Annotated in this window: 17 protein-coding genes; 3 read left to right on the top strand and 14 right to left on the bottom strand. The window is 72.1% G+C overall.

The genetic code is table 11. The features are described from left to right. Window positions 1-3: 3 nt before the first annotated feature. The 13 genes from ACO0M4_RS16650 to ACO0M4_RS16590 all read right to left on the bottom strand — a co-directional run bounded on the left by ACO0M4_RS16650 (window position 4) and on the right by ACO0M4_RS16590 (window position 21,331). Window positions 4-864 carry an acyl carrier protein gene (locus tag ACO0M4_RS16650; protein ID WP_430371027.1) on the bottom strand — a complete coding sequence of 287 codons (861 nt, stop codon included), beginning with the start codon at window positions 862-864 and terminating at the stop codon, window positions 4-6. Between the two features lie 74 nt (window positions 865-938). Then, on the bottom strand, window positions 939-1,919 hold the full coding sequence (locus tag ACO0M4_RS16645) for an acyl carrier protein (protein ID WP_430371026.1): 981 nt from the start codon (window positions 1,917-1,919) through the stop codon (window positions 939-941). Further along, the gene (locus tag ACO0M4_RS16640; protein WP_430371025.1) at window positions 1,916-3,277 is read right to left on the bottom strand and encodes a condensation domain-containing protein; all 1,362 of its coding nucleotides are present in this window, start codon (window positions 3,275-3,277) and stop codon (window positions 1,916-1,918) included. The genes ACO0M4_RS16645 and ACO0M4_RS16640 overlap by 4 nt, the downstream gene beginning before the upstream one ends. Then, window positions 3,274-4,305 carry a MupA/Atu3671 family FMN-dependent luciferase-like monooxygenase gene (locus ACO0M4_RS16635; protein WP_430371023.1) on the bottom strand — a complete coding sequence of 344 codons (1,032 nt, stop codon included), beginning with the start codon at window positions 4,303-4,305 and terminating at the stop codon, window positions 3,274-3,276. The genes ACO0M4_RS16640 and ACO0M4_RS16635 overlap by 4 nt, the downstream gene beginning before the upstream one ends. A gap of 2 nt (window positions 4,306-4,307) precedes the next feature. Continuing rightward, window positions 4,308-9,107 carry an SDR family oxidoreductase gene (locus ACO0M4_RS16630; protein ID WP_430371022.1) on the bottom strand — a complete coding sequence of 1,600 codons (4,800 nt, stop codon included), beginning with the start codon at window positions 9,105-9,107 and terminating at the stop codon, window positions 4,308-4,310. Beyond that, on the bottom strand, window positions 9,100-11,070 hold the full coding sequence (locus tag ACO0M4_RS16625; protein ID WP_430371021.1) for a non-ribosomal peptide synthetase: 1,971 nt from the start codon (window positions 11,068-11,070) through the stop codon (window positions 9,100-9,102). The genes ACO0M4_RS16630 and ACO0M4_RS16625 overlap by 8 nt, the downstream gene beginning before the upstream one ends. Beyond that, a complete protein-coding gene (locus ACO0M4_RS16620; RefSeq protein ID WP_430371019.1) occupies window positions 11,067-12,173 on the bottom strand; it encodes a 3-hydroxyacyl-CoA dehydrogenase NAD-binding domain-containing protein in 1,107 nt (368 codons plus the stop codon). Before ACO0M4_RS16620 ends, ACO0M4_RS16625 begins: the two co-directional genes overlap by 4 nt. Window positions 12,174-12,178: 5 nt before the next feature. After that, window positions 12,179-13,396: a Coenzyme F420 hydrogenase/dehydrogenase, beta subunit C-terminal domain gene (locus ACO0M4_RS16615; protein ID WP_430371018.1), complete on the bottom strand. Its 1,218-nt coding sequence runs from the start codon at window positions 13,394-13,396 to the stop codon at window positions 12,179-12,181. Next, complete coding sequence (locus ACO0M4_RS16610) at window positions 13,393-14,712, bottom strand: aspartate aminotransferase family protein (RefSeq protein ID WP_430371017.1); 1,320 nt, start codon at window positions 14,710-14,712, stop codon at window positions 13,393-13,395. Before ACO0M4_RS16610 ends, ACO0M4_RS16615 begins: the two co-directional genes overlap by 4 nt. Then, window positions 14,709-16,178 carry a 3-phosphoshikimate 1-carboxyvinyltransferase gene (locus ACO0M4_RS16605; protein WP_430371015.1) on the bottom strand — a complete coding sequence of 490 codons (1,470 nt, stop codon included), beginning with the start codon at window positions 16,176-16,178 and terminating at the stop codon, window positions 14,709-14,711. Before ACO0M4_RS16605 ends, ACO0M4_RS16610 begins: the two co-directional genes overlap by 4 nt. 538 nt (window positions 16,179-16,716) lie before the next feature. Continuing rightward, a complete protein-coding gene (locus ACO0M4_RS16600; protein WP_430371013.1) occupies window positions 16,717-17,595 on the bottom strand; it encodes a trypsin-like serine peptidase in 879 nt (292 codons plus the stop codon). Window positions 17,596-18,051: 456 nt separating this feature from the next. Beyond that, a complete protein-coding gene (locus ACO0M4_RS16595) occupies window positions 18,052-19,002 on the bottom strand; it encodes a hypothetical protein (RefSeq protein ID WP_430371011.1) in 951 nt (316 codons plus the stop codon). Window positions 19,003-19,255: 253 nt separating this feature from the next. After that, window positions 19,256-21,331: a DUF2264 domain-containing protein gene (locus tag ACO0M4_RS16590; protein ID WP_430371010.1), complete on the bottom strand. Its 2,076-nt coding sequence runs from the start codon at window positions 21,329-21,331 to the stop codon at window positions 19,256-19,258. Between the two features lie 219 nt (window positions 21,332-21,550). Between ACO0M4_RS16590 and ACO0M4_RS16585 the strand changes: the two genes are divergently transcribed. From ACO0M4_RS16585 to ACO0M4_RS16575, 3 genes are all read left to right on the top strand, one after another. Next, window positions 21,551-22,714 carry a Gfo/Idh/MocA family protein gene (locus tag ACO0M4_RS16585; protein ID WP_430371414.1) on the top strand — a complete coding sequence of 388 codons (1,164 nt, stop codon included), beginning with the start codon at window positions 21,551-21,553 and terminating at the stop codon, window positions 22,712-22,714. A gap of 331 nt (window positions 22,715-23,045) precedes the next feature. Beyond that, complete coding sequence (locus ACO0M4_RS16580; protein ID WP_430371413.1) at window positions 23,046-23,633, top strand: HAD family acid phosphatase; 588 nt, start codon at window positions 23,046-23,048, stop codon at window positions 23,631-23,633. A 280-nt stretch (window positions 23,634-23,913) separates the two neighbouring features. Then, window positions 23,914-24,897: a helix-turn-helix domain-containing protein gene (locus ACO0M4_RS16575; RefSeq protein ID WP_430371009.1), complete on the top strand. Its 984-nt coding sequence runs from the start codon at window positions 23,914-23,916 to the stop codon at window positions 24,895-24,897. 125 nt (window positions 24,898-25,022) lie between these two features. On the opposite strand, the gene ACO0M4_RS16570 is transcribed toward ACO0M4_RS16575, so the two are convergent. Continuing rightward, entirely contained in the window at window positions 25,023-25,223 is a 201-nt protein-coding gene (locus tag ACO0M4_RS16570; RefSeq protein WP_430371412.1) for a ferredoxin, read from the bottom strand. Between the last annotated feature and the right edge of the window lie 2 nt (window positions 25,224-25,225).

Below are 25,225 nucleotides of genomic sequence, written 5' to 3'. Positions count from 1 at the left end.
GATTCAGCCCTCCACGGCGCGTAGCAGAACGGCGGCCAGATGTGCCGCACTCGATCCCAGCAGGACGACCACGGGGTACGCCGACCTCGTGGTGCCCGATTTCGTGCGGTCGGTGAGATTGATCAGCGGATCGCTGCCCAGGCAGTGCGCGATCCGTCCCACGTTGTCCTGGTAGAGCTGCCCGGGCGCGAAGCCGGCCTCGCCCAGGAACATCCGCAGGGTGTCGGCCGCAAGGTTGCTGGGCAGGACCGCGGCGACCTCGTGCGGCGTCAGGCCGGTGGTCGACCAGAGGTCGTCGAACAGGTCCTGATATGCGGTCAGTTGCGCCTTGAGCCGGTGGGCGGCGGGGGCCGGTCCGACGAGGTCGTAGGAGACCTGACGGGCACCGCCGAGGATCTCCCATCCGTGCCGTCGGCCGGAGACGACGGCCGCGGCGGCTCCGTCGCTCGCGACCGCGGAACCGCCGAGGAGGACCCGGCTGCCCGATCGCACCGTGCTCACCAGATCCCCCGAGGCCACCGCCACGGTCCGGGCCGCCCCCGAACTCACCAGCGCCGCGGCCAGGGTGAGGGCCGCCGTAGCGGTGGAACAGTCGGCGAAGCCGAGCGTCACCGGGTACGCGTGGGGCATCCCCAGGTCGCCCAGCAGTTGGGCGACGGCGGTCTGGGACGCCTCGCCCCGGGGCAGCGACTCCGTGGCGAACAGGACGGTGTCCACCGCCGCCGGGGGCGTCCCGGCAGCGGCCAGTGCGTCGGTCAGTGCCGGGCGCAGCAGGTCCAGCACGCTGCCTCGGGCGAGCCGGTACTCGTCGAACGCAGCTCCCGGACGCGGCGGTTCCGCTGCGTATGCGGGCAGGTCGGCCACCTTCTTCCGCAGGTCGCCCAGTGCGGCGGCGCAACCGTTGAGGTAGGCGGCGCTTGCGGCCGGGGCGTTGCCGTTCAGAAGGCTCCCTCCGATGCGTGGGGCAGCGGCTGCGCGCCCAGCAGTACGGCCGCCAGGTGTGAGACCCCCGCGCCGAGCAGCACCAGGTGGCCGTCGTCCGTACCGGGCGCCGTCCGCGTACCGGCCGTGCTCGTCTCGGCGAGCCGGTCGGTGAGGTTGATCAGCGGATCGCTGCCCAGGCAGTGCGCGATCCGCCCCACGTCGCCGAGTGCGAGCTTCTCACCGCCGTAGCCGACGTCGGAGAGATAGATCTCCAGCACCATGCGGGCGAAGTTGCTGGGCAGCACTGCGCGGACGTCCTCGGGCCGGTGCGGGTGGCGCGCCGCCAGGCGGGCGAACAGTTCGCGGTGTGCGGTGATCTTCGCGGTCAGCTCCTGCCGTGCCCCGCCGCCCGTACGGGTCACCGGCGAGGTGTGGTGTGCCATGCCCAGCACCGGAAGGCCCGCCGCGGTGGCCGACACCAGCGCGGCCGCCGCCGCGTCGCTCGCGATGGCCACGCCCCCCGCCACGACGCGCTCGCCGCCGGTGGCGTGGTCGGCCAGGTCTCCGGAGACCACCAGGACCTGGCGTGCGCTGCCGTCCCGGACGAGGGAGGCCGCGGTGCCGAGGGCTGCCATGGCGGTGGCGCAGTCCATCAGGCCGAGCGTGCTCGCCGTGGCCCGGGTCAGCCCGGTTTCGGCGAGGAGTTCGGCGACCTCGCGGTGTCCCGCGCGGCCGGCCGGTAGCGAGTCGGTGGCCAGCAGCACGAGGTCGACCTCGTCGCCCGGGACTCCGGCCTCGCCCAGGGTGCGCTGGACGGCGGCGGCCATCAGCTCCGCGACGGGCGCGTCCGACCAGCGGTAGGTGTCGAACCCGGCCGCGGGGGAGGTCAGTTCGGCGGCGGTCTTGGGGTCCGCCTGGAGCTCGGGCAGCTCGGCCACCGGGGCTGCGTACTCGCCCAGCTCATAGGCCGGGGCACAGAGCCGTGCGGTGATCATGCCGGTCCCCCGTTTCCGGGTTCGGCCCTTGCCGCGCTGTCGGCGGCTTCCTCGGCGAGCGCCGTGAACCGCTCGACGATCCGGCGCGCGGTGCTCTCCTCGTACAGTTCGGTGTCGTACTCCAGCCAGCCTCGGGCGCCGTCCGGGCCGGGGTAGACGGCCAGCGTCAGGTCGTAGCGTGCGGTGCCCTTGTCGAGGTCGGCGGTGGCCACCCGGGCGCCTTGTATCTCCCGGGTGGCCTCCCCCAGGTTGTCGAAGACGAAGACGGCGTCCAGGAGCGGGTGGGTGCCCGGCACGCGGCGCCGCTCGGTGATCAGCTCGCCGGGGTAGGCGGCGTGGGCGAGTCCGGACCTGGTCGCCGCGCGGGCCGCCCGGGTGCGGGCGGCGTGCGAGCCGTCGCCGGCGTCCCGCAGCCGTACCGGCAGCACGTTGAGCAGGTAGCCGACGGCGTCGGTGCTGCCGGGCCGGTCCCGGCCTGCCGTGAACGTGCCGAGCAGCACGTCGTCACGGCCGCCGTACTCGGCGAGCGCGGCCCAGGCCACGGCGAGCCAGCCGGTGTACGCGGTGGCCGCCTCGCGCTGCGCCGCCGCCAGGATCCCGTCGGCGACGGGGCGGGGCAGCGTGAAGTCCACCCGGGCGCCCGCCCGGCCGGTCCCGGTGGAGCGCGGTCGGTCGGCAGGCAGCGGCGGCGGGGCATCGGCGACCTCGGCCGCCCAGTACGCGGCCGCCGCCCGACCCGCCGCGCTGTCCAGCCAGGCGCGCTGTGCGTGTGCGAGGTCGCTGAAGGGCGGTGCGGGTAGTGGATCGGTGTCCGCGGGCCGGGCCAGTGCGTCCAGCAGCAACTCGAACGACCAGGCGTCGAAGACGAGGTTGGGCACCACGACCAGCAGCCATGCCTCGTCGGCCGTCGCCCCCGCGGCGAGGACCACCCGCAGCAGTGGGCCGCTGGCCAGGTCGAACGGTTCGGCGGCCAGTTCGCGGGCCCGTGCGTGTGCCTCCTCGGCCCCCGCGCAGCGGGTGCGGATCAGCCGGGGAGGCAGTTGCGCGTGGACGACCGGGCGGACGCCGGCCCCGTCCCCCGCACTGTCGAACGTCGTGCGCAGCGCCTCGTGGGCCGCCACGAAGCCGAGCACCCGCTCGGCGAGCAGGTCGAGGTCGACGGGGGCCCCGGTGAGGTGGACGGCCTGGCAGACCACGTCCACCGGGCGATCGGCCACCCACTGCCTGGTGTCCCATAGCCGTAGCTGACTTGGTGTCAGTTTCCGGCGGGCGGCTCGTACTTGGGGCAGGCGGGCGCGGAGGAGTGCCCGCTGCTCGGGGGTGAGTGCGGCGAGCCGGGCCTTGAGGTCGGCGGTCATGCGTAGCGCCTCCGGAGTTCGTTGAGGTGGCTGAGGCTCTCCACGACGAGGGCTTCGTCGACGCCGAAGTCGATGAGGCAGGCGATCTCGCCCACCCCCATGCCCTGGAAACGGTCGACGACCTTCGTGCAGGAGTCCGGAGTGCCGAGCAGCGCACCCTTCTCGAAGTACTTGTCGAAGGCGAACTTGATCAGCTCGTCCTGCTCACCGGCGGAGATGTCCCGGACGCCCGCCCCCGGGGCGAGGTTCTTCTTCTGCGAGTCGATGACGGTGAAGAACGACCGCAGATATTCGCTGAACGGCGGCCAGACGGTCTTCCGCACCTCCTCCAGGTCGGTGCCGATGAAGGTGTGCAGCATCAGCGTGACCGTGGTGCTCTCGGGGTCGTGTCCGTATTCCTCAAGGGTCCTGTAGTAGAGGGCGAGCTTCTCTTCCAGTTCCTCGTTGGTCATGTCGATGAGCGCGGTCAGCACGTTGCAGCCGAGGCGCCCCGCCATCTCGAAGGTCTCGGGACTCTTGGTGCAGGTGAGCCAGATGGGGAGTTCGGGCTGTACGGGCTGCGGATGCAGTTCCACCTCGACGTGGTTGCCCAAGCCGTCCTGGACGTAGACCGGTGCTCCCTCCCACAGTTCGCGGAGGGTGCTGACCGCGTCGAAGGTGCGCTGCCTGCGGTCCTGCCAGCCGTCGGGCTTGATGGCGAAGTCCAGCGGGCTGAAGCCGGTGGCCAGTGCGATGCCGGCGCGGCCACGGGAGAGGTTGTCGACCACCGCCCACTCCTCGGCCACCCGGATCGGGCTGTGCAGCGGCAGGATGACGCTGCCGGCCCGGATCTGCAGCCGTTGGGTGGCCATCGCCAGACCCGCGCCGAGCACCGAGGGGTTGGGGTAGAGGCCGCCGAAGCGGTGGAAGTGCCGCTCCGGGGTCCAGATCGCGGTGAACCCGTTGTCGTCCGCGTAGCGGGCCGCGTCAAACACAAAGCGGTATTTGTTCTTCTCGTCTCCGGAGAAGAAGATCAGGCTGAAGTCCACGGTCAGCGCTCCTGTTCCTGCGGGGCCCCGTCCTGCCGGGCGGTGGTCTGCTGGGCCTCGGTCAGCAGTCGTTCGACGTCTTCCGGATCGAGCCCGGCCAACTCCGCCGCCAGCGCCTCGATATCGTCGTCACCGGCCGCCGCCGGTCCTTGCGCACGGGCGTCGATCCGCTCCTGTACGAAACGGGCCAGCGCGCTCGGCGTCGGCTCCCCGAGCACATCGGCGAGCGGTACCTCGGCCGAGAACTGCTCCCGGACGTCGGACAGCAACCGCACGATCAGCAGCGAATCACCGCCGAACTCGAAGATGTCACCGTCCAGCGGCATGTCCTCGCGGCCCAGCGCCCCGCGCACCAACCGCGCCACCTGGTCGGTCAGGTCGTCCGCCGCATCGCCCGGCGCGCCCTCGCCGGTGGCGGCGCCCGGCGCCGCGCCCGCCGTCGGCCGGGCGATCCGCTCGTCACGCACCCACTGGTCCAGCCGGTGTGCGATGTCCCAGGTGGAGACGGCGACATGGGAGACATCGCGCAGCATCAGCAGCCGGCGGACGGCCTCCAGGCCCTCCTCGGGCTGGATCGCCTTGTCGTCCATGCTCCGGCCGATCGCGGAGATCGCCCGTTTCTCGTCCTGATGGTGCTGCCAGACGTCCCAGGCCGCGCTGATCCACACGGTACGGTCCAGACCGCGGTTGGCGCGCTCGGCGGCGGCGTCCATGAAGTGGTTGGCGGCGCCGTAGCCGAGGAGCCGCAGCCCGCCGAGCACCCCGGCCAGCGAGGACAGCAGCAGGCAGAAGTCCACCGGGTGGTCGGCGAGGACCTTCTCCAGCGCGATCTGGCCGTGTGCCTTGGGTGCGAAGTGCCATTGGCACTGCTCGACGCTGGCCGCGGTGATCGCCCGGTCCCACTGCTCGCTGGGCAACCCGGCCGCGTGCACCACCCCGTCCAGCGCGCCGTAGTGTGCGGTGACCTGCTGTACGGCGGCCCGCAGCGCGTCCTCGTCGGCCACGTCGGCGTGGACCAGGAGCGGTTCGGCGCCTTCGGCCGCCAGCTCCCGCAGCCGGGTCACCCGCAGTGCGGTCGCGTCGTCCGCCTCGTGTTCGGCCAGCCAGGCGTCCCAGCTCTCGCGTGGTGGCAGCGGATCGCGGGTGAGCAGCGCGAGCCGGGCACCGGGGCATTCCCGGCGCAGCCAGTGCGCGAGGGTGGAGCCGATCTCGCCGAGTCCGCCGGTGATCAGGTAGACGCCGCCGTCGCGCAGCCGGGAGGTGGCCTTGGCGGTCCAGTCGGCGCGTACGGGTTCCAGGTCGGCGATCCAGCGGGTGGCGCCGCGCAGCGTGGTGGCGACCTCGAGGCGGCGCCGTCCGGCCAGTTCGGCGGCGAGGGTGCGCAGCGACCGGTCGTCGGGGGTGGCGGGGAGGTCGAAGTGGCGGGAGCCGATGTTGCCGTGTTCCTGGCCGATGACGCGGGCGGCGACAGCGAGGGAGACCAGTTCGGCGGCCGGTTCGGGCTCGGCCGGGCTGATGGCGTAGGCGCCCGCGCTGATCAGGTCGAGGTGCAGGGGGTGCGTGACGCCGTGTGCGCTGACGGCCTTGACCAGGGCTATCAGGCTGTACAGGCCGTTGCGCTGGGCTTGTTCGAAACGCTCCTTTCCCCGTTCGGCGGGCAGCGGCGAGGTGGACCAGGCGTGCACGGTGCGGTCCGGGAGCCGGTCCTCGGCGAGCAGGTCGCCGATGAGCCGGGCATGGTCCTCCTCGGAGTCCGGTCGCAGGGTCCAGGTGTCGCCGTCGCGTCCGTAGGCGGTGCCGGGGGTGACGGTGAGCACCTCGCCCGCGAAGGCGTGCCGGGCCAGCCGGGCGGCGGTGCCCTGGGGGTCGGCGAACAGCAGGACGGGGTCGGCGATCGGTTCGGCGGTCGCGTCGAGGGTGCCGACGGCCTGCCGCCACACGGGGGTGGAGAACCACGCGTCCAGCGGCAGTTTGCGTACGGCGCTCTCGCGGCTGCCGGTGCCGGTGAGCGGGCCGCTGCCGGGCTCGACCCAGTACCGGGCCCCTTCGAAGGGGTAGGTGGGCAGCGGCACCCGGGTCCGGCCGCGGTCCGCGTAATAGCCCTGCCAGTCCACGGTGAGACCCGCGGCCCACAGTCGACCGAGCGCGGCGGTCACCGCGGTCAGGTCGGCGCCCGCGTCCCGGCCCCGGGCCGCGGAGGTGAGGACCGGCACACCGGTCTCGCGGTCCGGGTGCCGGCGGGTGAAGGTGGCCAGTGTCTGGCCGGGCCCGGCCTCCAGGAAGACGTGGTCGCCGTCGGCGAGCACCGTGCCGAGGCAGTCGGCGAACCGTACGGTTTCGCGCAGGTGCCCGGCCCAGTACTCCGGGTCCCGCGCCTCCTCGTCGCGTATCCAGGTGCCAGTGCGGTTGGAGAGGAACGGGATCTGGGGGCGGCGCAGTTCGATGCCGCGCAGCACCTCGGTGAACGGGCCGACCGCGGGGTCCATCATTGCCGAGTGGAAGGCGTGCGAGGTGGCGACCTTGCGGTGGGCGACGCCGTCGGCGGTCAGCCGGGTAGTCAGGTCCCGGACGGCTTCCTTCGTGCCGGCGACGGTGCACACCGCGGGTTCGTTGACGGCGGAGAGGGCCACCTCGGTGCCTTCGAGGTACGGGGTCAGTTCCTCGGGCGAGAGCATCACCGCGGCCATCACCCCGCCGGGCAACTCGTCCATCAGGCGGCCGCGTTCCGCGATCACCCGTAGCGCGTCGGGCAACCGGAACACCCCGGCGAGGGTGGCGGCCACGTACTCGCCGACGCTGTGGCCGATCAGGGCGGCCGGGCGCACGCCCCACGCCGCCCACTGCCGGGCCAGCGCGTACTCGACCGCGAACAGGGCGGGCTGGGTCAGCCGGGTGCGGCCCAGGTCGTGGGTCTCGCCCTGGTATCCGCGAAGCCGGGGGTGGAGGGCGTCCCGCAGGTCCAGGCCGAGGTGTGGCGTCAGGAGTTCGGCGCATTCGTCCAGGACCGCGCGGAAGACGGGCAGGTGCTCGTACCAGCCCTGTCCCATGCCGGGGTGCTGGGCGCCCTGGCCCGGGAAGAGCAGGACCACCGGACGGTCGGCGGGCTGCCCGGAGTCCTGGTGGGTGAAGCGCGGATCGGCGGTGCGCAGGGCGCGTACGGCCGTGGTCCGGTCGGGGGCGGTGATCACGGCGCGGTAGTTGAAGGTGCGGCGGCCGGTGGCAAGGGTGTATGCGGTGTCGTCGAGGGCGGTGTCGCCGGGGGAAGTGGTGTCGTCCGGCGCGGTGTCGCCGGGTGCGGGCGCCGGTTCCTGCGCGAGCGCTTCCAGGTGGTCCGCCAGCTCCCGGCGCGCGGTCTCCAGCGCGGCCGGGGACTTGGCGGAGACCGGTAGCAGCACCACCGGTGGTGCGGGCGCGGTGCCCCGGGTCGCGGGGGCCACCGCCGGGGCCTCCTCCAGGACGACGTGCGCGGTGGTGCCGCCCATGCCGGTGGAGGTGACCGCGCAGCGCAGCGGTCCGCCGTCCGCGGACTGCCACGGTTCGGTGCGCGTACCGACGCGGAAGCGGGTGCCCGCCACGGCGCACTGGGGGTTCCACTCGGTGAAGTGCGGGGTGCCGACCAGGGTGCGGTGGTGCAGCATCAGCACGCACTTGATCAACCCGGTGACCCCGGCCGCCGTGCTGAGGTGGCCGAGGTTGGCCTTGACCGATCCGATGGTCAGTGGTGGCGCGCCGGTGACCTGGTAGGACTGTGCCGCGGCGGCCAGTTCGATGGGGTCGCCCATCTTGGTACCGGTGCCGTGCGCCTCCAGATAGCTGACGCTTGCGGGGTCCACGTCGGCCACCGCGAGCGCCTCGGCCAGTACGGCGGCCTGGCCCGCGACGCCCGGCGCCGGGTAGCCGACCCGGTCGGCGCCGTCGTTGCCGACCGCGGAGCCGCGCAGCACCGCCCAGACCGTGTCGCCCTCGGCGAGCGCGTCCGCCAACCTCTTGAGGACGACGACCCCGATGCCGTTGCCGAAGACCGTGCCGTCCGCCGCCGCGTCGAACGGGCGCACGGTCCCGGTCGCCGAGGTGATCCCGTCGGTCTCGTGGAGGTAGCCGGCCTCCTGCGGGAAGCGCAGTGCCACCCCGCCCGCCAGCGCCGCGTCGCACTCCTGCGCCAGCAGGCTCTGCACCGCCAGGTGCACGGCCACCAGCGAGGTGGAGCAGGCGGTCTGCACCGAAATGCTCGGGCCGGTGAGGTTGAGGTGGTACGAGGCCCTGGTGGCGAGGTAGTTGGGGTCGTTGCCCATCAGCGTGGACAGGTCCTCGCGCATCCGGGGCAGCGAGCCGTTGAATCCGCGTTCCCCGGTCAACACGTTGTGCAGGAGGTAGGTGCTGCTGAGCGCGCCGGCGAAGACGCCGATCCGGCCCGGGTACTGCTCGGAGTCGTGGCCGCTGTGCTCCAGCGCGGACCAGGAGGACTGGAGGAAGAGCCGCAGCTGCGGGTCCATCCGCTCGGCCTCGCGAGCGCTGAGGTAGAAGAACGAGGCGTCGAAGAGGTCGGTGTCCTCCAGGACCGAAGCGCGGCGCACATAACGGGAGTTGGCGACCGTTTCAGGCGCCACTCCGGAGGCGTTCAGCCGCTCCTCGTCCACGTCGGTGAGGTGTTCGGTGCCCGCCACCAGGTTGCGCCAGAACTCGCTGTGGTTCCGGGCGCCGGGCAGTCGGCAGTCCAGGCCGACGACGGCGATCCGGCCGTCGGGGGCGGGGTCGGCGGGGGTCGCCGTGGCGGCCGTCTCACCGCGGGGACGGTCAGTCACAAGTGCCTCCTGCTTGCCGGTCGTTGGGGAACGATGACGCGTTACGGGTGCGGGCCGCGGCACGGCGGACGCCATGGGCGGTACGGCGGCGGGCTCCTCGGGCGGCGCCCGCCGCGGAGTCCGGCCGGCCGCCACCACCGATGAGGTCCACCAGTCTGCGGAGGGTGGGCGCCCGGTACAGGTCGGTCATCCGCAGATCGGGCGCGACGGTGCGGGTGAGCCGTTCGTGCACGGTGGCGATCCGCAGCGAGGTGCCCCCCAGGTCGAAGAAGTTGTCGTCCGGGCCGACCGTGGCGACGCCCAGTGCCTCGCACCAGGCTTCGGCCACCGCCCGCGCCAACGGCCCGGCGCCCACGGGACCGGAGCCGCCGCCCCCTCCGGCGGTCCGGCCCGGGTCGCCCGCGCTCAGCGGGTCCGGCAGCGCGGCGCGGTCGATCTTGTGGTTGGGCGTCAGCGGCAGGGCCGTCAGGAAGACGAACGCGGTGGGTACGGCGTGGTCGGGCAGCGCGGTGCGCAGCGCGGCCCGTAGTGCGGACGGTTCGGGCCGTGCGCCGTCGGCCGTCACCAGATGGGCGGCGAGCTGCCGTTCCCCCAGCCGGTCGTCGAACGGCATGACGACCGCCTCGCGCACCTGGGGGAGATTCTTCAGCGCGCTCTCCACCTCCCCGGTCTCCACCCGGATCCCGGAGATCTTCACTTGGAAGTCACGGCGCCCGATCAGCAGTAGCGTGCCGTCGTCGAGCCGCCGGGCGAGGTCGCCGGTGCGGTAGGTGCGGCCGTCCGCGACCGCGCCCGGTGCGAGATAGGGGCTTTCGACGACGATCTCGCCCTCGCCCGGCCCCGACACCGCGCGCCCGTCGGCGTCCTCCAGCCGTACGGCCGTCTCGGCCACCGCGAACCCGAGCGGGAACACCCCGGTGGGGGGCCGGTAGTCCCGGTCGGCGACGCGCAGCAGGGCACACGAGCACTCGGTGGAGCCGTAGGCTCCGGCGACCCGGCAGTGTGCCCCGAAGGACCGCCGGGCGGCGTCGAGGTCGGCCAGGTGCAGGGTGTCGCCGCCGAGCGCGAGCATCCGCATCCCGGGCAGCTCGGTGGCACGCGACGCCATGGCCCGTACGAGCGCCCGGAAGACGGGGAGCGTGGAGTGGTAGACCGTGACGCGTTCGGCGGCCATCCAGTCCAACAGGCCGCTGATTCCCAGGGACTTCAGGTCGACGGGGTACAGCGCGGCGCCGTTGAGCAGTGCGGCGAAGGTGTCCTGGACCGCGGAGTCCCAGCTGTAGGCGGACTGGAGGGTGACCCGGTCCAGCGGGCCGATGCCCAGGCCGTCGGTCCAGACCCGGGTGTGGTGCAGCACGTTGCGGTGGAGCTGCGCGACGGGCTTGGGCCGCCCGGTGGAACCGGAGGTGTAGAGAACGTACGCCTCACTGTCCGGGCGTACCGGTACCGTCGGTGCCTCGCAATCGTGCACCGCTTCGGCTCCGGACGGGTCGGCCCCCTCCGTCCGCACCAGATCCTCGTAGGCCAGCACCGGCCGCCGCGTACCGGCCAGCCGGCCGGCGAGCGGTGCGTTGTCCGCGAGGGCGACCAGTGCCCGGACGTCCGCATCGTCGACCATGAAGCCGAGCCGGGGTTCCGGGTACGAGGCGTCCAGCGGTACGTAGGACATACTGGCCCGCAGCACCCCGAGGAGGGCTGCGACCATCTCCGCGCCGTGGGAGAAGAGCAGGCCGATCCGGTCACCGGGTCGCAGGCCCGCCGTGGTCAGCGCGGCGGCGACCTGGGCGGAGCGCCACGCGGTCTCGCGGTAGGTCCAGCGGACCTCGGGGGTGACCACGGCCTCGCGCCCGGGGTGCGCCGCGACCTGCTCCAGGAAGCGGTGGACGAGTGTCCCCGCCCGCTCCGCGGTGGGGAACGGCCGGTGTTCCGAGGCCACTTCGGACACCGGGGTGGCTGGTGTCACAGCGTTACACTCCCCTCGTGCGGGCCGTAGCCAAGGAGGACGGCGGGGTGCGCGGGGCGCTCACGCAGGTGCGCATACGCCTGCGCCGCTCGTTCCAGGGGCAACCGCGGCAGGCCCATCGCACGGGGGCGGATGGCGCCGGTGTCGATCAGGTCCAGGGCCCGCTGGAGGTTCTCGGTGACCGTGCCCTCGCCGTCCGGGGCCGTCACGTCGCGCAGTCCGCGTGCGTACGAGGCGTCCCGGTATCCGGCGCCGCAGCGGGCCGCGTAGCGGATGTCGAGATTGCCGAGTTCCACGCTGAAGTCGATGTGTGCGGCGAAGCGACCCACGCCGACCAGCCTCGGCCGGCCTGGCGCCCGGCCCGCCCAGCGGGCCGCCGCCGCGATCACCTCGCCCGCGTCGCCGGTGCCGCACAGGAACACGCACCGGCCGCCGGCCGGACGCGTTTGCGCGGTGTCCTCCGCGAGGAAGCTTCGGCCGTCGGCGGCGGCCAGGCCGAGCGCCGTCGCCGTACGCAGCCGTTCGGGGCGAAGATCGACCAACGTGACCGGGACTTCGCGGGCCGCCGCGGTCTGGGCGACCAGCTGCCCGACCATGCCCGCGCCGATCACGACCACCTCGTCGGCTGGTTCCAGCACCGCCCGGTCCACCGCGTGGACGGCCGTCGCCGCGAGGCCCGCCACCACCGCGTCCGCCAGGTCCAGGCCGTCGGGGACACGGCGGCACAGCCGGTAGGGGACGGTGACCGCCTCACTGTGCACGGCCTCGCCCCAGCCCATCGCGATCACCCGGTCCCCGGGTGCGTATCCGGGGGCCTGCGGGCCGACCGCGTCGACCACCCCGGCGGAGCAGTAGCCGAGGGGGAAGCGTTCGCCGGTCCGTGCGCTGCGGTCCAGGTAGTGCAGTTCGGTACCCGGGCTGACCAGGCTCCACTCGGCGCGCAGCCGCAGTTCGCCGCGCCCCGGCGGTTCCCGCCGCACCTGCTCCACGACCGGTTCGACCGCCCCGTTGGCTACCAACTGCCGTACCAACAAGGCGGGTTCGGAGGGTTGCCGAGTGGCGTCCGGTTCCGTTGCCGAGCCCCCCGCCGGGGTTCCGCGCACCGCCGTCACCTGCCACCCTCCCCTTCCGGAGCCGCGATCCACTTCTCGTCGGGCACGATCTCCAGCTCCTCCTGGTACCCGGGAATCGGCCCCAGCGGCACCGGCTTGCCGGACCGCTCGTAGGACGCCCGCCGGTTGCGCTTGCGCTCCAGTCCGAGGTTGAGTCCGGCCAGGTCCACCAGCGTGTGGCTGAGCAGTCCGTGTTCCCGCGCCGCGGCGACCGCTTCGACGCCGGCCCGGGTGCGGATGAACACCCTTCCGTGCTTGGGCTGTTCGGCGCCGGTCACGCTCGCGGCGAAGATGTTCGGATCGCCGTCGCTGACACTGATGTCGGCCAGCCCGGACATCCAGTCGCCGCAGGACAGACAGCGGTGCGTCTTGTTCCCCGCGAAGTCCCGCACCGCGCGCCAGAACTCCACCCGGTGGTCCGCGCCGTCGTCCGTGCGGACGGCGATGTCGCCGGGGTACGCGCCCTCGCGGTAGCGCAGCCGGACCACGGAGTCCAGCGGGACGCCCGCGCGCTCCCGGATCACGGCGGCGGTGCCTTCGGGGCGCGTACTGGAGGAACAGGCGGGTTCGACCAGGAGCACCACCTGGTCACGGGCCCAGCGGCCCACCTCCGTGTCCCTCGCCTGGAGCTTGCGCATCGCCTGGATGTGGCAGGCCACCCCGGACATGGCGACCCGGGCCTGGGGTTCCTCGACCATGAGGTGGCGTAACGCGCCTAAATACGGCGCGAGTTGATAGGTGGACTGGGCGGTCTCCACCAGCTCGTCCGGGTCTCGTACCAGGGTCGGCGCGGCCCGCCAGGGCTCCTTTTCGTCCCGCCCCATCGACAGCACCGCCGTCACGCCCAGGCGGTGCATGGCGGTCTGGAGCAGGGCGGTCAGGCTGCCGCCGCTGGCGGACGCCTCGTAGACCACGGGGTCCAGGGCGTGCCCGGCGACCACTTCGGAGAAGACGCCGATCCAGCGTTCCCGCGGGGTGCGGGTGCGGCCGAACAGCCTCGCCTCGGTCTCCGGGGTGCCGGGGTCGGCTCCCGGGCAGACGTCGAGGCAGTCGGAGCAGTCCGCGCAGTCGGCGGCGGTCCAGGACTCCGCGGTGAGCACCGGGTCCAGCCCGTCGAAGCCGATCACCCCGGCCGGGCAGGCAAGCTGGCAGACCCCGCACACGGTGCACAACCCCGGTTCCAGCACGTCCCTTTCGAGTTGCTGGAACGTCATATTCGACCGCTCCCGTCCGTCGCCTCGGCCTGCGCCACCGCCGACCCGATCCGCTCCGTCAGCCAGCGGTAATCCGCCCCGTCCAGGAGGGCCGGCGGCACCATCTTGACCGTGGCGCCCTCCGGTCCGCCCCCGAACAGCAACAGTCGCCCCCGCAGCGCAGCACCGGTGACGGCCTTGGCCAGTGCGGGGTCGGACCGCCCGTCACGTACGCAGTCGAAGGCGGCCAGCGCCCCGACCGCGCGGACGGCGTGCATCCACGGGTGGCGGGTGGCCAGCTCCGTGAGGTCGGTGTGCAGCCGCTCGCCGAGCGCCCGCGCCCGGCCCGCCACGTCCTGCCGCTCGACGATGTCCAGCACGGCCACGGCCGCGGCGCAGGAGAGGGGATGGCCGGAGAAGGTGGAGGTCTGCACGCTCGGCGGCAGCGCGTCCAGCACCGCCCGCTCCCCCACCACGGCGGCGACCGGGAAGCCGTTGCCCAGTGTCTTGCCGAGCAGTGTCAGATCCGGGGTCTCGGTCATCAGCTCGGCGGTGAACAGTCGCCCGGCCCGGCCGAGCCCCGTATAGATCTCGTCCAGTACGAGCAGTGCGCCCCTGGCGTGTGCCTGCCGGGCGATCTCGTCGAGGATCACGCCGGGTACGGGGAGCACGCCCTCGGTCACTTGGACCGGTTCGAGCACCACCGCCGCGGTGCCCCCGCGCTGGTCGGCGGCGTCCAGCGCGGTCGAGAGGCCGACCGCGAAGCGGGCCGTACCGTCGGCCGGGTCGCCGGTGCGGGGGTCGGGCAGCTCCGCGGTGACGACGTGGTCGGGCTGCGGCGCGCTGTAGGTCTTGAACTCCGGGCGCCAGGTCAGGGCCAGCGCTCCGGCGGTCTTGCCGTGGTAGCCGTACCGGAAGGTCACCACCGCCTGGTGTCCGGTGGCGGCCCGGGCGATCTTCAGCGCGGACTCCACCGCCTCGGCCCCGGTCGTGGTGGGCAGCACCGCGGGCTCCTGGTACGGGGACAGTGCGCCGATCCGCTGGACCATGCGGGTACGGGCGTCGGAGCCGACCTTGCAGCCGGTGTGGGTCAGGCGGTTCAGCTGAGCGACCGCGGCGGCCGTGACGTCCGGGTGCTGATGGCCGAGGGTCGCCGCGCCGCTCCCGGAGGTGCCGTCGAACCAGGCGGTGCCGTCTTCGGTGAAGAGCCAGGGGCCGCTGCCGGTGCTGAATTCCGGGCCGAGCGTGCTGCCGGTGGACCGCGCCTCCACGGCGCCGTGGCGCCTGTCGCTCCTCCCCCGCCGACTGGCCGCCGGGTCGGTCACTAAGTCGGTCATCGCTGGCTGTCCTCCACGATCCGGGCGCCGACGGCACGTTGCACATCGGCGAAGTCGGGAAATGACGTGTGGTAGCAGGCGCCGCCGTGCACCGTCGTGCGCCCGGGGAGGCGCATCGCGAGGGTCGCGGCGGCCATGGCGATGCGGTGGTCCTCGAAGCTGGGTACGGTCCCGGCACGCAGCGCGGCGCCGCCCCGTACCGTCAGCCCGTCCGCCACCACCTCTGCCCGGGCCCCGAACGCACCGACCATGCGCGCCGTGGTCGTCAACCGGTCGGTCTCCTTGAACCGCAGTTCCTCGGCGCACCCGATCTGTGACGTGCCGGGCAAGAGGGCGGCGACCGCCGCGAGCAGCGGTACCTCGTCGATCAGCGCGTGCAGGACGGCGGGGTCGTCGACCCGCAGCGACTCCAGAGCGTCCAGTCCGCCGCTGGCCACCACCGTTCCGGTCGGTTCACCGCCGCTGGTACGCCGTTGGTCCTCGTAGGAGATACCGGCACCGGCCCGCCGCAGCACCTCGAAGAATCCCAACCGGGTCGGGTTGAGGCAGACGCCGGGGATGCGCAGTTCCTCGCCGTCGCCCCACATCAGATGGGCCGCCACGGGATATGCCGCGAGTGAGGGGTCAGCGGGGACGTCGATGACGGACGGGACGGTGTACGGTCCGCCGTCCCAAGTGATCGTGCGGTCGTGCTCGCCCAGCCCGGCGCCGAATGCGGCGAGCATCCGCTCGGTGTGGTCGCGCGAGCGGACGGGATGCCGCACGGTGGCGGGGAGCCCCGCAGCGGCCACGGCCAGGAGCACCGCGGACCGTGCCTGTGCGCTTCCCACGGACAGTTCCACCGTCCCGGGCCGGCACACCGGTTCGCGCACCAGCACGGGTAATCGCCCGGGTTCTCCCAAGTGATCTATCGCGGCTCCGAGTTCAGCGAGGGGTTCGACGATCCACTCCATCGGCCGGTGGCGCAGCACCTCGTCACCGTCCACCACGGCGCGGGTTCCGGTCCCGGCCAGCAGCCCGATCAGCAGCCGTGCCGCGGCGCTGGATCCGCCGGTCTCCAGATAGGGCACGCCCGAGGGCCAGGTGGTGATGCCGGGGTGTTCGCGAACCGTCTGCGGGACGGGTACGGCGCCCCGGCGCACGACGAGCGTGCCACCACCGTCGTCGTCCACCCGTAGCCCCAGCGCGTGCAGGGCGGGCAGCAACGCCCGTACCGCGCCACCCGAGTTGGCGTTGCGAACGGTGAGGGCGGTGGGGGCGCCGGGCAGCAGGGCCGCCAACAGCGCCCGGTGGCTCACCGATTTGTCGCCCGGCACCACGACGGCCAGTGGGCCGCGGGGACGTGAGGTCCGCCCGCCGTACACCACGAGGTGCGCCGCTTCGGTGGCCGGTCTGTCGAATTCCCCGGCACCGTCGCCAACGGTTTCCCGGGCGGCTTCCTGGCCGTCCTTCCAGGCTTCAGGCACACCATGCTCCTTTTCCTGGGGCCACGAGACCCCGGGCAACCGACCGCACCGTTCCCTGTAGCGATTCACCCGTGCGCTGGCGCACGCAACACTCCGAAGCGGTCACCGAACGAGGAGAGGAGAAACCCCTGCCGGAGGGGGCCATGACACTCGTGAACACGGTGGAATCGAGTGACGGCACCAACGTCCGCGGCAGTTCGGCAACCCGGGGTGGGCTCCCCGGCGCGTTCGACTCAACCATCCCCGCCGAGCGAATGTCAACGAAAACGGATCACTACCCGCTAGCCGACCATCCCCCCATAAGCACAAAGAAAAGCGCCGCTTCCCCTGCGCAAGATCCCGTAATCACCCAAAATCTCAAAGGATTCCAAGGCGACCCGAGCGGTCATCTGCGGGGCGCGGACAGGGCGGCGACAGGAGCCCGGCCACCGCTGCCCACCCGTCCGCTTCCTCGCTCCGAGGGGCCCCGTTGCCCAAAGAGTTCCGAGCGTCGACCGTCCGGCCGATCACCGACCGGCTCACGGCCGCCGCCGACGGATCAGCCCTCCGCGCTGACGGCCTTGTCGTACAGGGACTTGATGGCGTCGTTGAAGTACGGGCTGTAGGAGACGTCGTCGGTGTCACCGCCGGTTTGATAGCCGCCGATGACCCCGACGACCTCACCGGTGCGGGTGGCGCGGTCGAAGTTGGCCAGCCAGGGGCTGCCGCTGGTACCGCCGCTGTACCCGGTGCAGTCCACCTTCATCTGGTCCGCCTGGAACTTCACGGTCTTGTTGGCGCACGAGATGGGGTCCTCGCCGCTCGCCGGATAGCCGGTGATCTTCACATGGTTGGTGTAACCCGCGTTGTAGCCGAAGCGGTTGGCTCCCAACACATCGGCGATCCGCTTGCCGTCCAGCTTGTCGACGACGACGAAGCCCACGTCGAAAGCGGGGTCGGAGGACTGTGTCCAGTGGTCGTCCACGATCATCTTGCTGATCAGCCAAGTGCCGTTGGGCGTCTGCCCGTTGCGGTACCCGGGGACGAAGGCCAGGTCGGTCTGGTAGCTGCCGCCCTTGCCGCCGTGGATGCAGTGTGCCGCGGTGATCACGATGGACTTCTTGGGGCTGTCCACGACGCTTCCGGTGCAGAAGTGGTCGCCGGTCCCGTCGTGGCTGAACAGCGCGCCCACGCGGGCGTTCGCCGTGGTGGGCGGCGAGGTGTGGGAGACCCCCGGCTGGTGGCGGAACGAGTGGGCGTCACGCATCCGGGCGGCCGTCCACCGTTGATGGTGCGGGGCCGACGGCGCGGACGAGGCGGAGGGGGAGGCGGAGGCGGAGTGCATGCTGCCCGCGGCCGACACCTCACTGCCGGCGCAGCCAGAGGCGGCGGCAAGCACGGCCAGGACGGCCACCGTCACAGCGAACCTTTGGTTCATGGGCGGGATCGTAGGGCACCGGACCGGAGTGGCGGTACGTGGCGAATCCGGCAGCAGCCCGACCACCTGACTGCCGACCCACCGGTGGCGTCCGACCGCGTCCGGGATCCGCAGACAGGACCGCACCCGCTCCCGCCGCCCGGGCAACCACCTTCCGCCCATACCCCCGCGCACGGCCGCATACCGGCCCGGCCAGCGCCGAAGGGGCAGCGGGAGAGATACGCGGCCACCGCTACGTCCGGGCGCCCCTCGGCGGCCGGCCCCTCCTCGGCCCGCTCGCACCCCGGCCGCTACCGCGAACTCCTCCGTAACGGACAGCCGCCGCCCTGGCCGCCCGGCGCCACAGGGCACATCAACACCGTTTCGATGCCACCGAGTTGACGGTCCAACAGGGAAGGTGCCGGTGCGGTGCAGGCAGGAGCGCTCGCACGACGGACCAACCCAGTGGGGCGCCCGTCACTCACTCTCGCGGGCGCGGGTGTAGTAGTGGGAGAACCGCTCCAGCGGCTCGCCCTCCGCGTTCCACGGCCAGGGCGCGGCCATGCCTCCGGTGGCGCGCAGGGCGTTCGCGGCCTCGCCCGGCCGCGCGGCCTTGATCAGCGCGTAGGCCAGCAGGTTCATGTCGGCGAGCGCCTGGGCGTGGCCGAGGTATCCGGGGCTCGGCCAGTAGTGCGCCGCCTGGTCGAGCGCCGCGACCGCGTCGTGACGACGCCAGAACTCGCCCGCGCCGAGTGCCGACACCCCTCCGGGGGCCATGGTCCGTTGGTGGTTGCGGACGAGGGCGGTGAGTTCCAGGCCGGCCGCGGGGGCGTTCGGGGGCATCGCGGAGCGGACGCCGTCGAGCAGCTCCAACACCTGGCTGCTGGAACCGCACTCGTCCGGCGAGAGGTAGCCCAGGGCCTGGAGGTGGGCCTCGCGGTTCCACGGGTCTCGGGCCTTGATCTCACGCCAGATCGCCGCCAGCTCGGCGGACGGACTCCGCTCCAGGCGGAGCGTGGCCAGGTACACGGTCCAGGGCGTGGGGTCGGCCGGCAGCAGTTCGGCCGCGAGGTGGCAGGTCTCCCGGGTGGCGTCGAGGTCGATGGTGGCCCCCGCCTGCCCCACGCGCAGCAGGTCGGACCAGGCATGCAGCAGCAGGGCATGCTGGTTGCGCGGGTTGTGCTGCCGCCAGATACCAGGCAGGGCCCGCCCTGCGGACGCGGCCAGCACCCGGAGACGGTGCGCCTTGCGGTCCCAGTCCTCCCCGGCGTCTTCGAGCGTCTCCGCCATCAGGGCCATGACAGGCGTATCGAGCGAACCGCGGTCCCAACAGGTCTCGACGCGCCGGCGGACCCGGCCCAGGGCGGCATCGTCGAGTTCGGGGAGCAAACGGGGACGACTGCCTTTGCGGCGTCTGAAGACGGGCATTCCGCGGTGGCCTTCCGGGAGGTGCGGACGGGACGGAGCCCCGGCATCGTACGGGCGTCGACCGGCCACGCAATCCGCCGCCCGCACTCCGAGACGCACCCGATACTCAGGCCCATCCGTTCAGATCCCGGAACATCCTCGTCCTGAACCTTCACCCACATGGGCCCCATTTTCAACTACTTTGTCAGATAGTTGTCATTTGTTGAGCGAATCTGTGCGCGGTGCGCGGCTCAACTCGGCTCCACTGCGACGCTCATCCAGGGACGATCACCGGTTCCCCCTTTGGGGAGAGCCTGGCGTACCGCACCGGCCCGATCAGCGGCACCCCGCCCACGACCGGTGACTGCGCCGCCTGCGCGCCCAGGGCGACGAGGACCCAAGTGCCGTCGGGGAAGGTAGCGGCGACGGTGGTCCCTTCGACCGCGCACTGTACCCGTGGCGGTGCGGAATCCGCGCCTCGGCCGGTGAGGCCGACCAGGGCGACGTGCACGGTCCGCGCCGTCGTGCGCCGGCCGGTGGCATGGGGAACGGCCGTGTGGCGGCCGAAGGCACTGGTGCCCTCCGCGGTCGCCACGGCTACCTCGGAGTGCCCGGCGAGGGAGAAGAACGTGCTGGTCAGGCCGTCGTCGGTGACCGCTTCCGCCAGGAGTCCGGCGGTCCGGAGACGGGGTGGCCGTTCCCCCGCGACCTGCCAGCCACTGTCGCGCAGCGGCAGGTGCGGGGGCGCGTCGACCAGATGGGCGCGCAGTTCGTACGCTCCCCAGACCACGCTCGCGGTCTCGATCCGGGCGTCGGTGACTGCCTGGTCGCGCCAGACAGGTCGGTGCCAGGACGCGGCGTAGCGGTCCTGGACGTGCAGGCGATGGATGCGGGTGCGGCGGGACGGCCCGAGTTCGGGGTGGAGGAGGGCGACATGGTTGTCCGACTGGTGGCGGCGCGGGTCGCCAGTGCCGTGGCACGGGCCGGTCGCCGTGGAGTAGGCGAACCGTGCGTAGTGCGGATCCCCGTCCGCACGCACCGGCGTATAGGTGCCGCTTCTGGCGCCGCCCGGTACCGGGTCGCCGGTTGCCTGGTCGGCCGTGGCGTAGTTGTCGCTGCCGTGGTTGACGAGCCGGACGATACCGTCCGCGCGGGTCGCCGAGATCACGAAGCCGGGGACCGGCAGGGCCTGGATCCGATCGCCCCGTTCGACCGGCAGCGGCTCCTCCGGTTGCGTCCAGCACGGGTGGTCGGCCGGCAGGAGGAGGCCGAGAAATGCCTTGGAGAGCCAGTACGGGGACGCCGGACCGGAGTAGCCCTGCACCAGGGGCGGGTACGGCCCGTACCAGCCGAGGGTGGCGATCCCGTTCCGGTCGCAGAACCCCCGGTCGGTGAAGTGTCGCAGCGCACCGCTGGCCAGTCGCCGAGTCTGGCCCGGGGTGAGCGGGGTGGCGTCGGCCAGCGCTCCCAGCCACGGTGCGGTGGCCGCCGCGAACCGGTAGATCAACGAACGCCCCTGGTGCACGGGGGCTCCGTCGGCGCCGAAGAAGAGCGCGTAGTCCGCCAGGAACCGCCGCAACCGCGCCGTGAGCACCGGCAGCCGTCCCGCCTGGTCCGTCGTGCGCTCACCCGCCATCAGGGCCCACAGGAGGGGGTAGGTGTGCAGGGCCCAGCCGTTGTAGTGGTCGAAGTTGTCCGCGGTGTGGGCGTCGCCGCCGTCGCGGTACCAGCCGTCGCCGACGTAGAACTCCTCGGTGCGCGCCAGGTCGGCGTCCATTTCGGCGCGGTCGTGGGCGCCGCCGACGCCGGCCAGGAACTCGCCGACGATCACCCGGAACATATGCCAGTTGTTGTCGGGGATCCGCAGTCCCCAGGCACCCTGCAACCAGCCGACGACCCGTTCCTGGACCGCGCCCGGCAGCTGGTCCCACAGCCACGGCCGGGTGAGGTGCAGGCCGAGTGCGAGGGAGCACGCCTCGACGAGCGTCTGCCGGCACTCCTGGCCGAGGGCCGGCCAGGCTTCGCGGTGCCCCGGGTCGGTGCCGGCGCCGAGGCCCTCGGCGTAGGACTGGAGCAGGCCGGCGGGCGCGTCCCCGCCACAGCCGGCGGTGCGGAAGGCCAGTAGTAGGAACGTCCGTGCGAAGCCTTCGAGTTGGTCGGAATCGGTGCCCGACGAGGAGGGTCTTCCGGACAGCACGATGCGGGCGCCGGAAGGGGACGCGAACCGGTGTACGGCCGTCAGCAGCCGGTCGGCGAGGGCCAGCCAGTGGGTACGGCCGTATCCGGTGAAGGGGGACAGCGTGCGGTCCTCGGGCGGCAGTGGCGGTCCGGTCCAACTCGTGTGCTGCATGGGGCCCCTTGAGGTGTTGTGGCCTGGTGGCGTGCGGCTCCCGTGGTGTGCTGCTCTTGTGGTGTTGCGCTCCCCCGTCCGTAACGAAACGCCCCACCGCTTCGCCCCGAAGGAAGGTTGACGACGTTGTCACAGACCCGGGATGAGTCCGCCGCACGGCAAGCGCCCGCAGCACAGCGGAAGTCCGAGGCACGGCGGAAGTCCGGCGCTCGGGAAGACCTGCGGCTCGCCGTGGTGGGCCTCGGCCTGCGCGGAACGCTCGGCAGGCACGTGGCCGAGCAGGGCTTGCCGGCGCGGGTGGTGGCGGTGTGCGACCCGGTCGCGGCCCGTCGGGAACGCAGTCGGGAGTGGTATCCGGAGGCGGCCCGGTTCGCCGACCACCGCCGGTTGTTCGACATGGGGCTGGACGGGGTGGTCCTGACGACTCCGGACGACACCCACGAGGAGTTGGCCGTCGCCTTCCTGGAAGCCGGCGTCGCGGTGTTCGTCGACAAGCCGCTGGCGATCACCACGGCGGGGTGCGACCGGGTGCTGGACACCGCCCGATGTACCGGCACCAGGTTCTACGTCGGACACAACATGCGGCACATGCCGGTCGTCCGGACCCTGCGCGCACTCGTCACCAAGGGCGTCATCGGCGAGGTCAAGGCGATCTGGTGCCGTCACTTCGTCGGCCACGGCGGCGACTTCTACTTCAAGGACTGGCACGCGGACCGGCGCAGGACCACCGGTCTGCTGCTACAGAAGGGTGCGCACGACCTCGACGTGATCCACTGGCTGGCCGGCGGCTACACCGCGCGGACCCAGGCGATGGGCGGGCTGACCGTCTACGGCGCCATCACGGCCCGGGGCGGGCAGGGCGAACGGACGATGACCGAATGGTTCGATCCGGAGACCAACTGGCCGCCCACCTCCCTGACCGGCCTGAACGACGTGGTCGACGTCGAGGACCTCTCGATGATGACGATGCGGCTGGACTACGGCGTGTTCGCCACCTACCAGCAGTGCCACTTCACGCCCGACTACTGGCGCAACTACACCGTCATCGGCACCCACGGCCGGCTGGAGAACTTCGGCGACACCGAGGGTGCGGTGGTGAAGGTCTGGAACAGTCGGCGCAGCGGTTACCGGGCGGACGCCGATCTGGTGGTCGAGGTGCCCTCGGACGACGGCGGGCACGGCGGGGCCGACCCACGACTCGTGGCCGAATTCGTGGACTTCGTGCGCGACGGCATTCCCACGCTCACCTCACCGGTGGCGGCACGGCAAGCGGTGGCCGCCGGCTGCGCCGCCACCGCATCACTTCGCGCGGACGGTGTTCCCGTCGACGTCCCGGCACTGTCCCGGGAGTTGGCCGGCCATTTCGCCAACGAGGTCGGGTAAATCCACCGGGGCCGCCAGGAAAACCTGAGCTTCCCGGGAGGCCAACTCCTTCGCCACGCACGCTCTTCCCACCACCAGCAAACACCACCACCCACCTACCAGAAACCCACACTTTCCCGGCACGCAAATCGCTCACATTGCCCAGACCGGTGGAATTCTCCGACGAAGCGACAGGTCGTGGCCCTCGCGCCCATCCTGGCCACTGGCGCAACTTGGACACTGTCGGACCACTCGTTCCGGTAGCAATGTCGTGGGCGACTACGGGGGTTCCGACAACGGAAAACCCGTATCGGCCATGGAGCGAACGCACACAAAAGGAGTGGTGGAAAACATGGTCAAGGGTAAAAGGATCGCCCTTGCGCTGGGACCGGTGCTGGGGCTGAGCATGGTGGCGGCGCTGCCCCTGTCGGCGCAGGCGGCTTCCCGCCCGGACGCGCTGCCGAGCAAGAGCGAATGGCTCAACGACGTCGCTCCGATTGCCGCATCTCTCCAGGACTACCTGGAACATCGCCTGGCCCACGGCAACAGCGGCAAAAGGCCCGCAGTGGTCCTGGACATCGACAACACCTCCCTGGCGACGCACTACGACCGGGGCAAGCCGATCGAGGCGATCCTCAAGGCCACGCATTACGCGCACGAGCACGGCGCGGCGGTGCTGTTCGCGTCCTATCGCGACGCCGACAAGCAGGACGCCACCACCCGGGAACTCACGTCGGCCGGATACACCGTCGACGGCCTCTGCCTCAAACCGCACGGTGACAGCCCCGGCAAGGCCCAGGTCAAGCTCGGCTGCCGGAAGAAGTACGAGGCACAGGGATACACCCTCATAGCCGACGTCGGAAATCGCAGCACCGACTTCGAGGGCGGACACTACGACAAGGGATTCAAGCTGCCCGATTACGACGGGCAGCTGAGCTGATTCCCGAACTCCCGGGATTCCGGCCGGACTCCGGGGATGCCGGTATGTGTGTGGGCCCGCCGATATCGGCGGGCCCACACACATACCGCATACCGTGGACCGCACCTCGGGACGGGGATCACCCCATGCGGGCGCCGCGCCCGCCGAGTTCCTCGTACCCTCCCCGCCCCCACCACCCCACGCCTCCCGCGAGCCCCCGAACCAGTCGCCCATCGCGCCCCCACACCCGCGATCGCGCTGCTCCCCCCACACAACCCCGCTCACCCGCCCGGAGCCCCTCATGAGCGAAGACGACCGGCCGGCCCATCTCATCCGACTCGGCCTGTCCGAAACCGAGGCCGCCACCTACCTGACCATGCTGGACAGCGGCCCCACCACCCTCACGGCACTGTCCCGACGACTGGACCAGGAAGCCGCCGACAGCGAACGCACCGTCACCCGGCTCATCCACCTGGGTCTGGCCACGAGCCACGGCTCCGATCGAGCCGGTATCGCCCCGATCGAGCCGTCCATCGGCCTGGGTCGCCTCGCCAGCGCCCGTACCGCGGAGCTGCAACAAGCCCATCTGGTCGCGCTGGACGCCTACCGCACCTACCGGCGCCAGGTGCACCCACAAGCCACCGATGATCTCGTCGAAGTGGTCACCGGACCGCAGATCGTGGAGCGCATCATGCAGGTGGAGGACGCCGCGACCGCCGAGGTGCTGCGCTTCGACGCGCCGCCGTGGCACACCGGCGGTACGCCCAACCCGACCGAGATCCGCAACCTGGAGCGCGGCGTGTCCTACCGCATCGTCTACTCCAAGTCCGCGGTGGAGCACAGCGGTTACTACTCCTGCAACATCAAACCGTGCATCGCGGCGGGCGAGCAGGCCCGGGTGTTGCAGTCCCTGCCGGTCAAGCTCGGCATCTTCGACCAGCGGCTGGCCATCGTCTCGATGGCGTTCGGTGACGCCGAGGTGAACGACTCGATGCTGCTGGTCCACCCCTCCAGCCTGCTCCGCGCGCTCACCGGCCTGTTCGAGGCGTCCTGGCGGTCGGCCTATCCGCTGCACTTCGGCGAGCGGGTGCCACCCGCACTGCGCCCGGTGCAGCGCCGGATCCTGGAACTGCTCGGCAGCGGCGTCACCGACGAAACCATCGCCGAACTACTCGGCATCAGCCGCCGGACCCTCTCCCGCCAGCTGGAACAGCTCAACCGCGCCGCCGATGCCACCACCCGCTTCCAACTCGCCCTGTACGCAGCGCGGAAGGGCTGGATCTGACGCGTGTCGTTGCGTGCGGTGGAGTGGTGCCCCGCAGGGGAACGGGGTCGGTCTCCGCCCCCGTTGAGCGCGAAGACCGACCCCGCCCGAACCCGCTCCCCTGTGGAAGGGGACATCCTGGTCGGCTATTCCCCGTCCTCGACGACGCGGACGGCGCCGGACGGGCAGAGGTGGCCGGCCTCGCGCGCCGCGGCCCGGGCGTCGGCGGCGGGGTCGGACTCCAACACCGTCACGATCCCGTCGTCATCCTGGTCGAAGACGCCGGGAGCGGTCAGGGCACACAGTCCGGCACCTACGCAGACCGTGCGATCGGCGCTCACCCGCATGG

Origin of the sequence: Streptomyces sp. RGM 3693 (assembly GCF_050471125.1) — a bacterium.
Taxonomy (GTDB): Bacteria; Actinomycetota; Actinomycetes; order Streptomycetales; family Streptomycetaceae; genus Streptomyces.
Note: the sequence above shows the minus strand (reverse complement) of the source record. Positions and strands in the feature narration are given on the sequence as shown.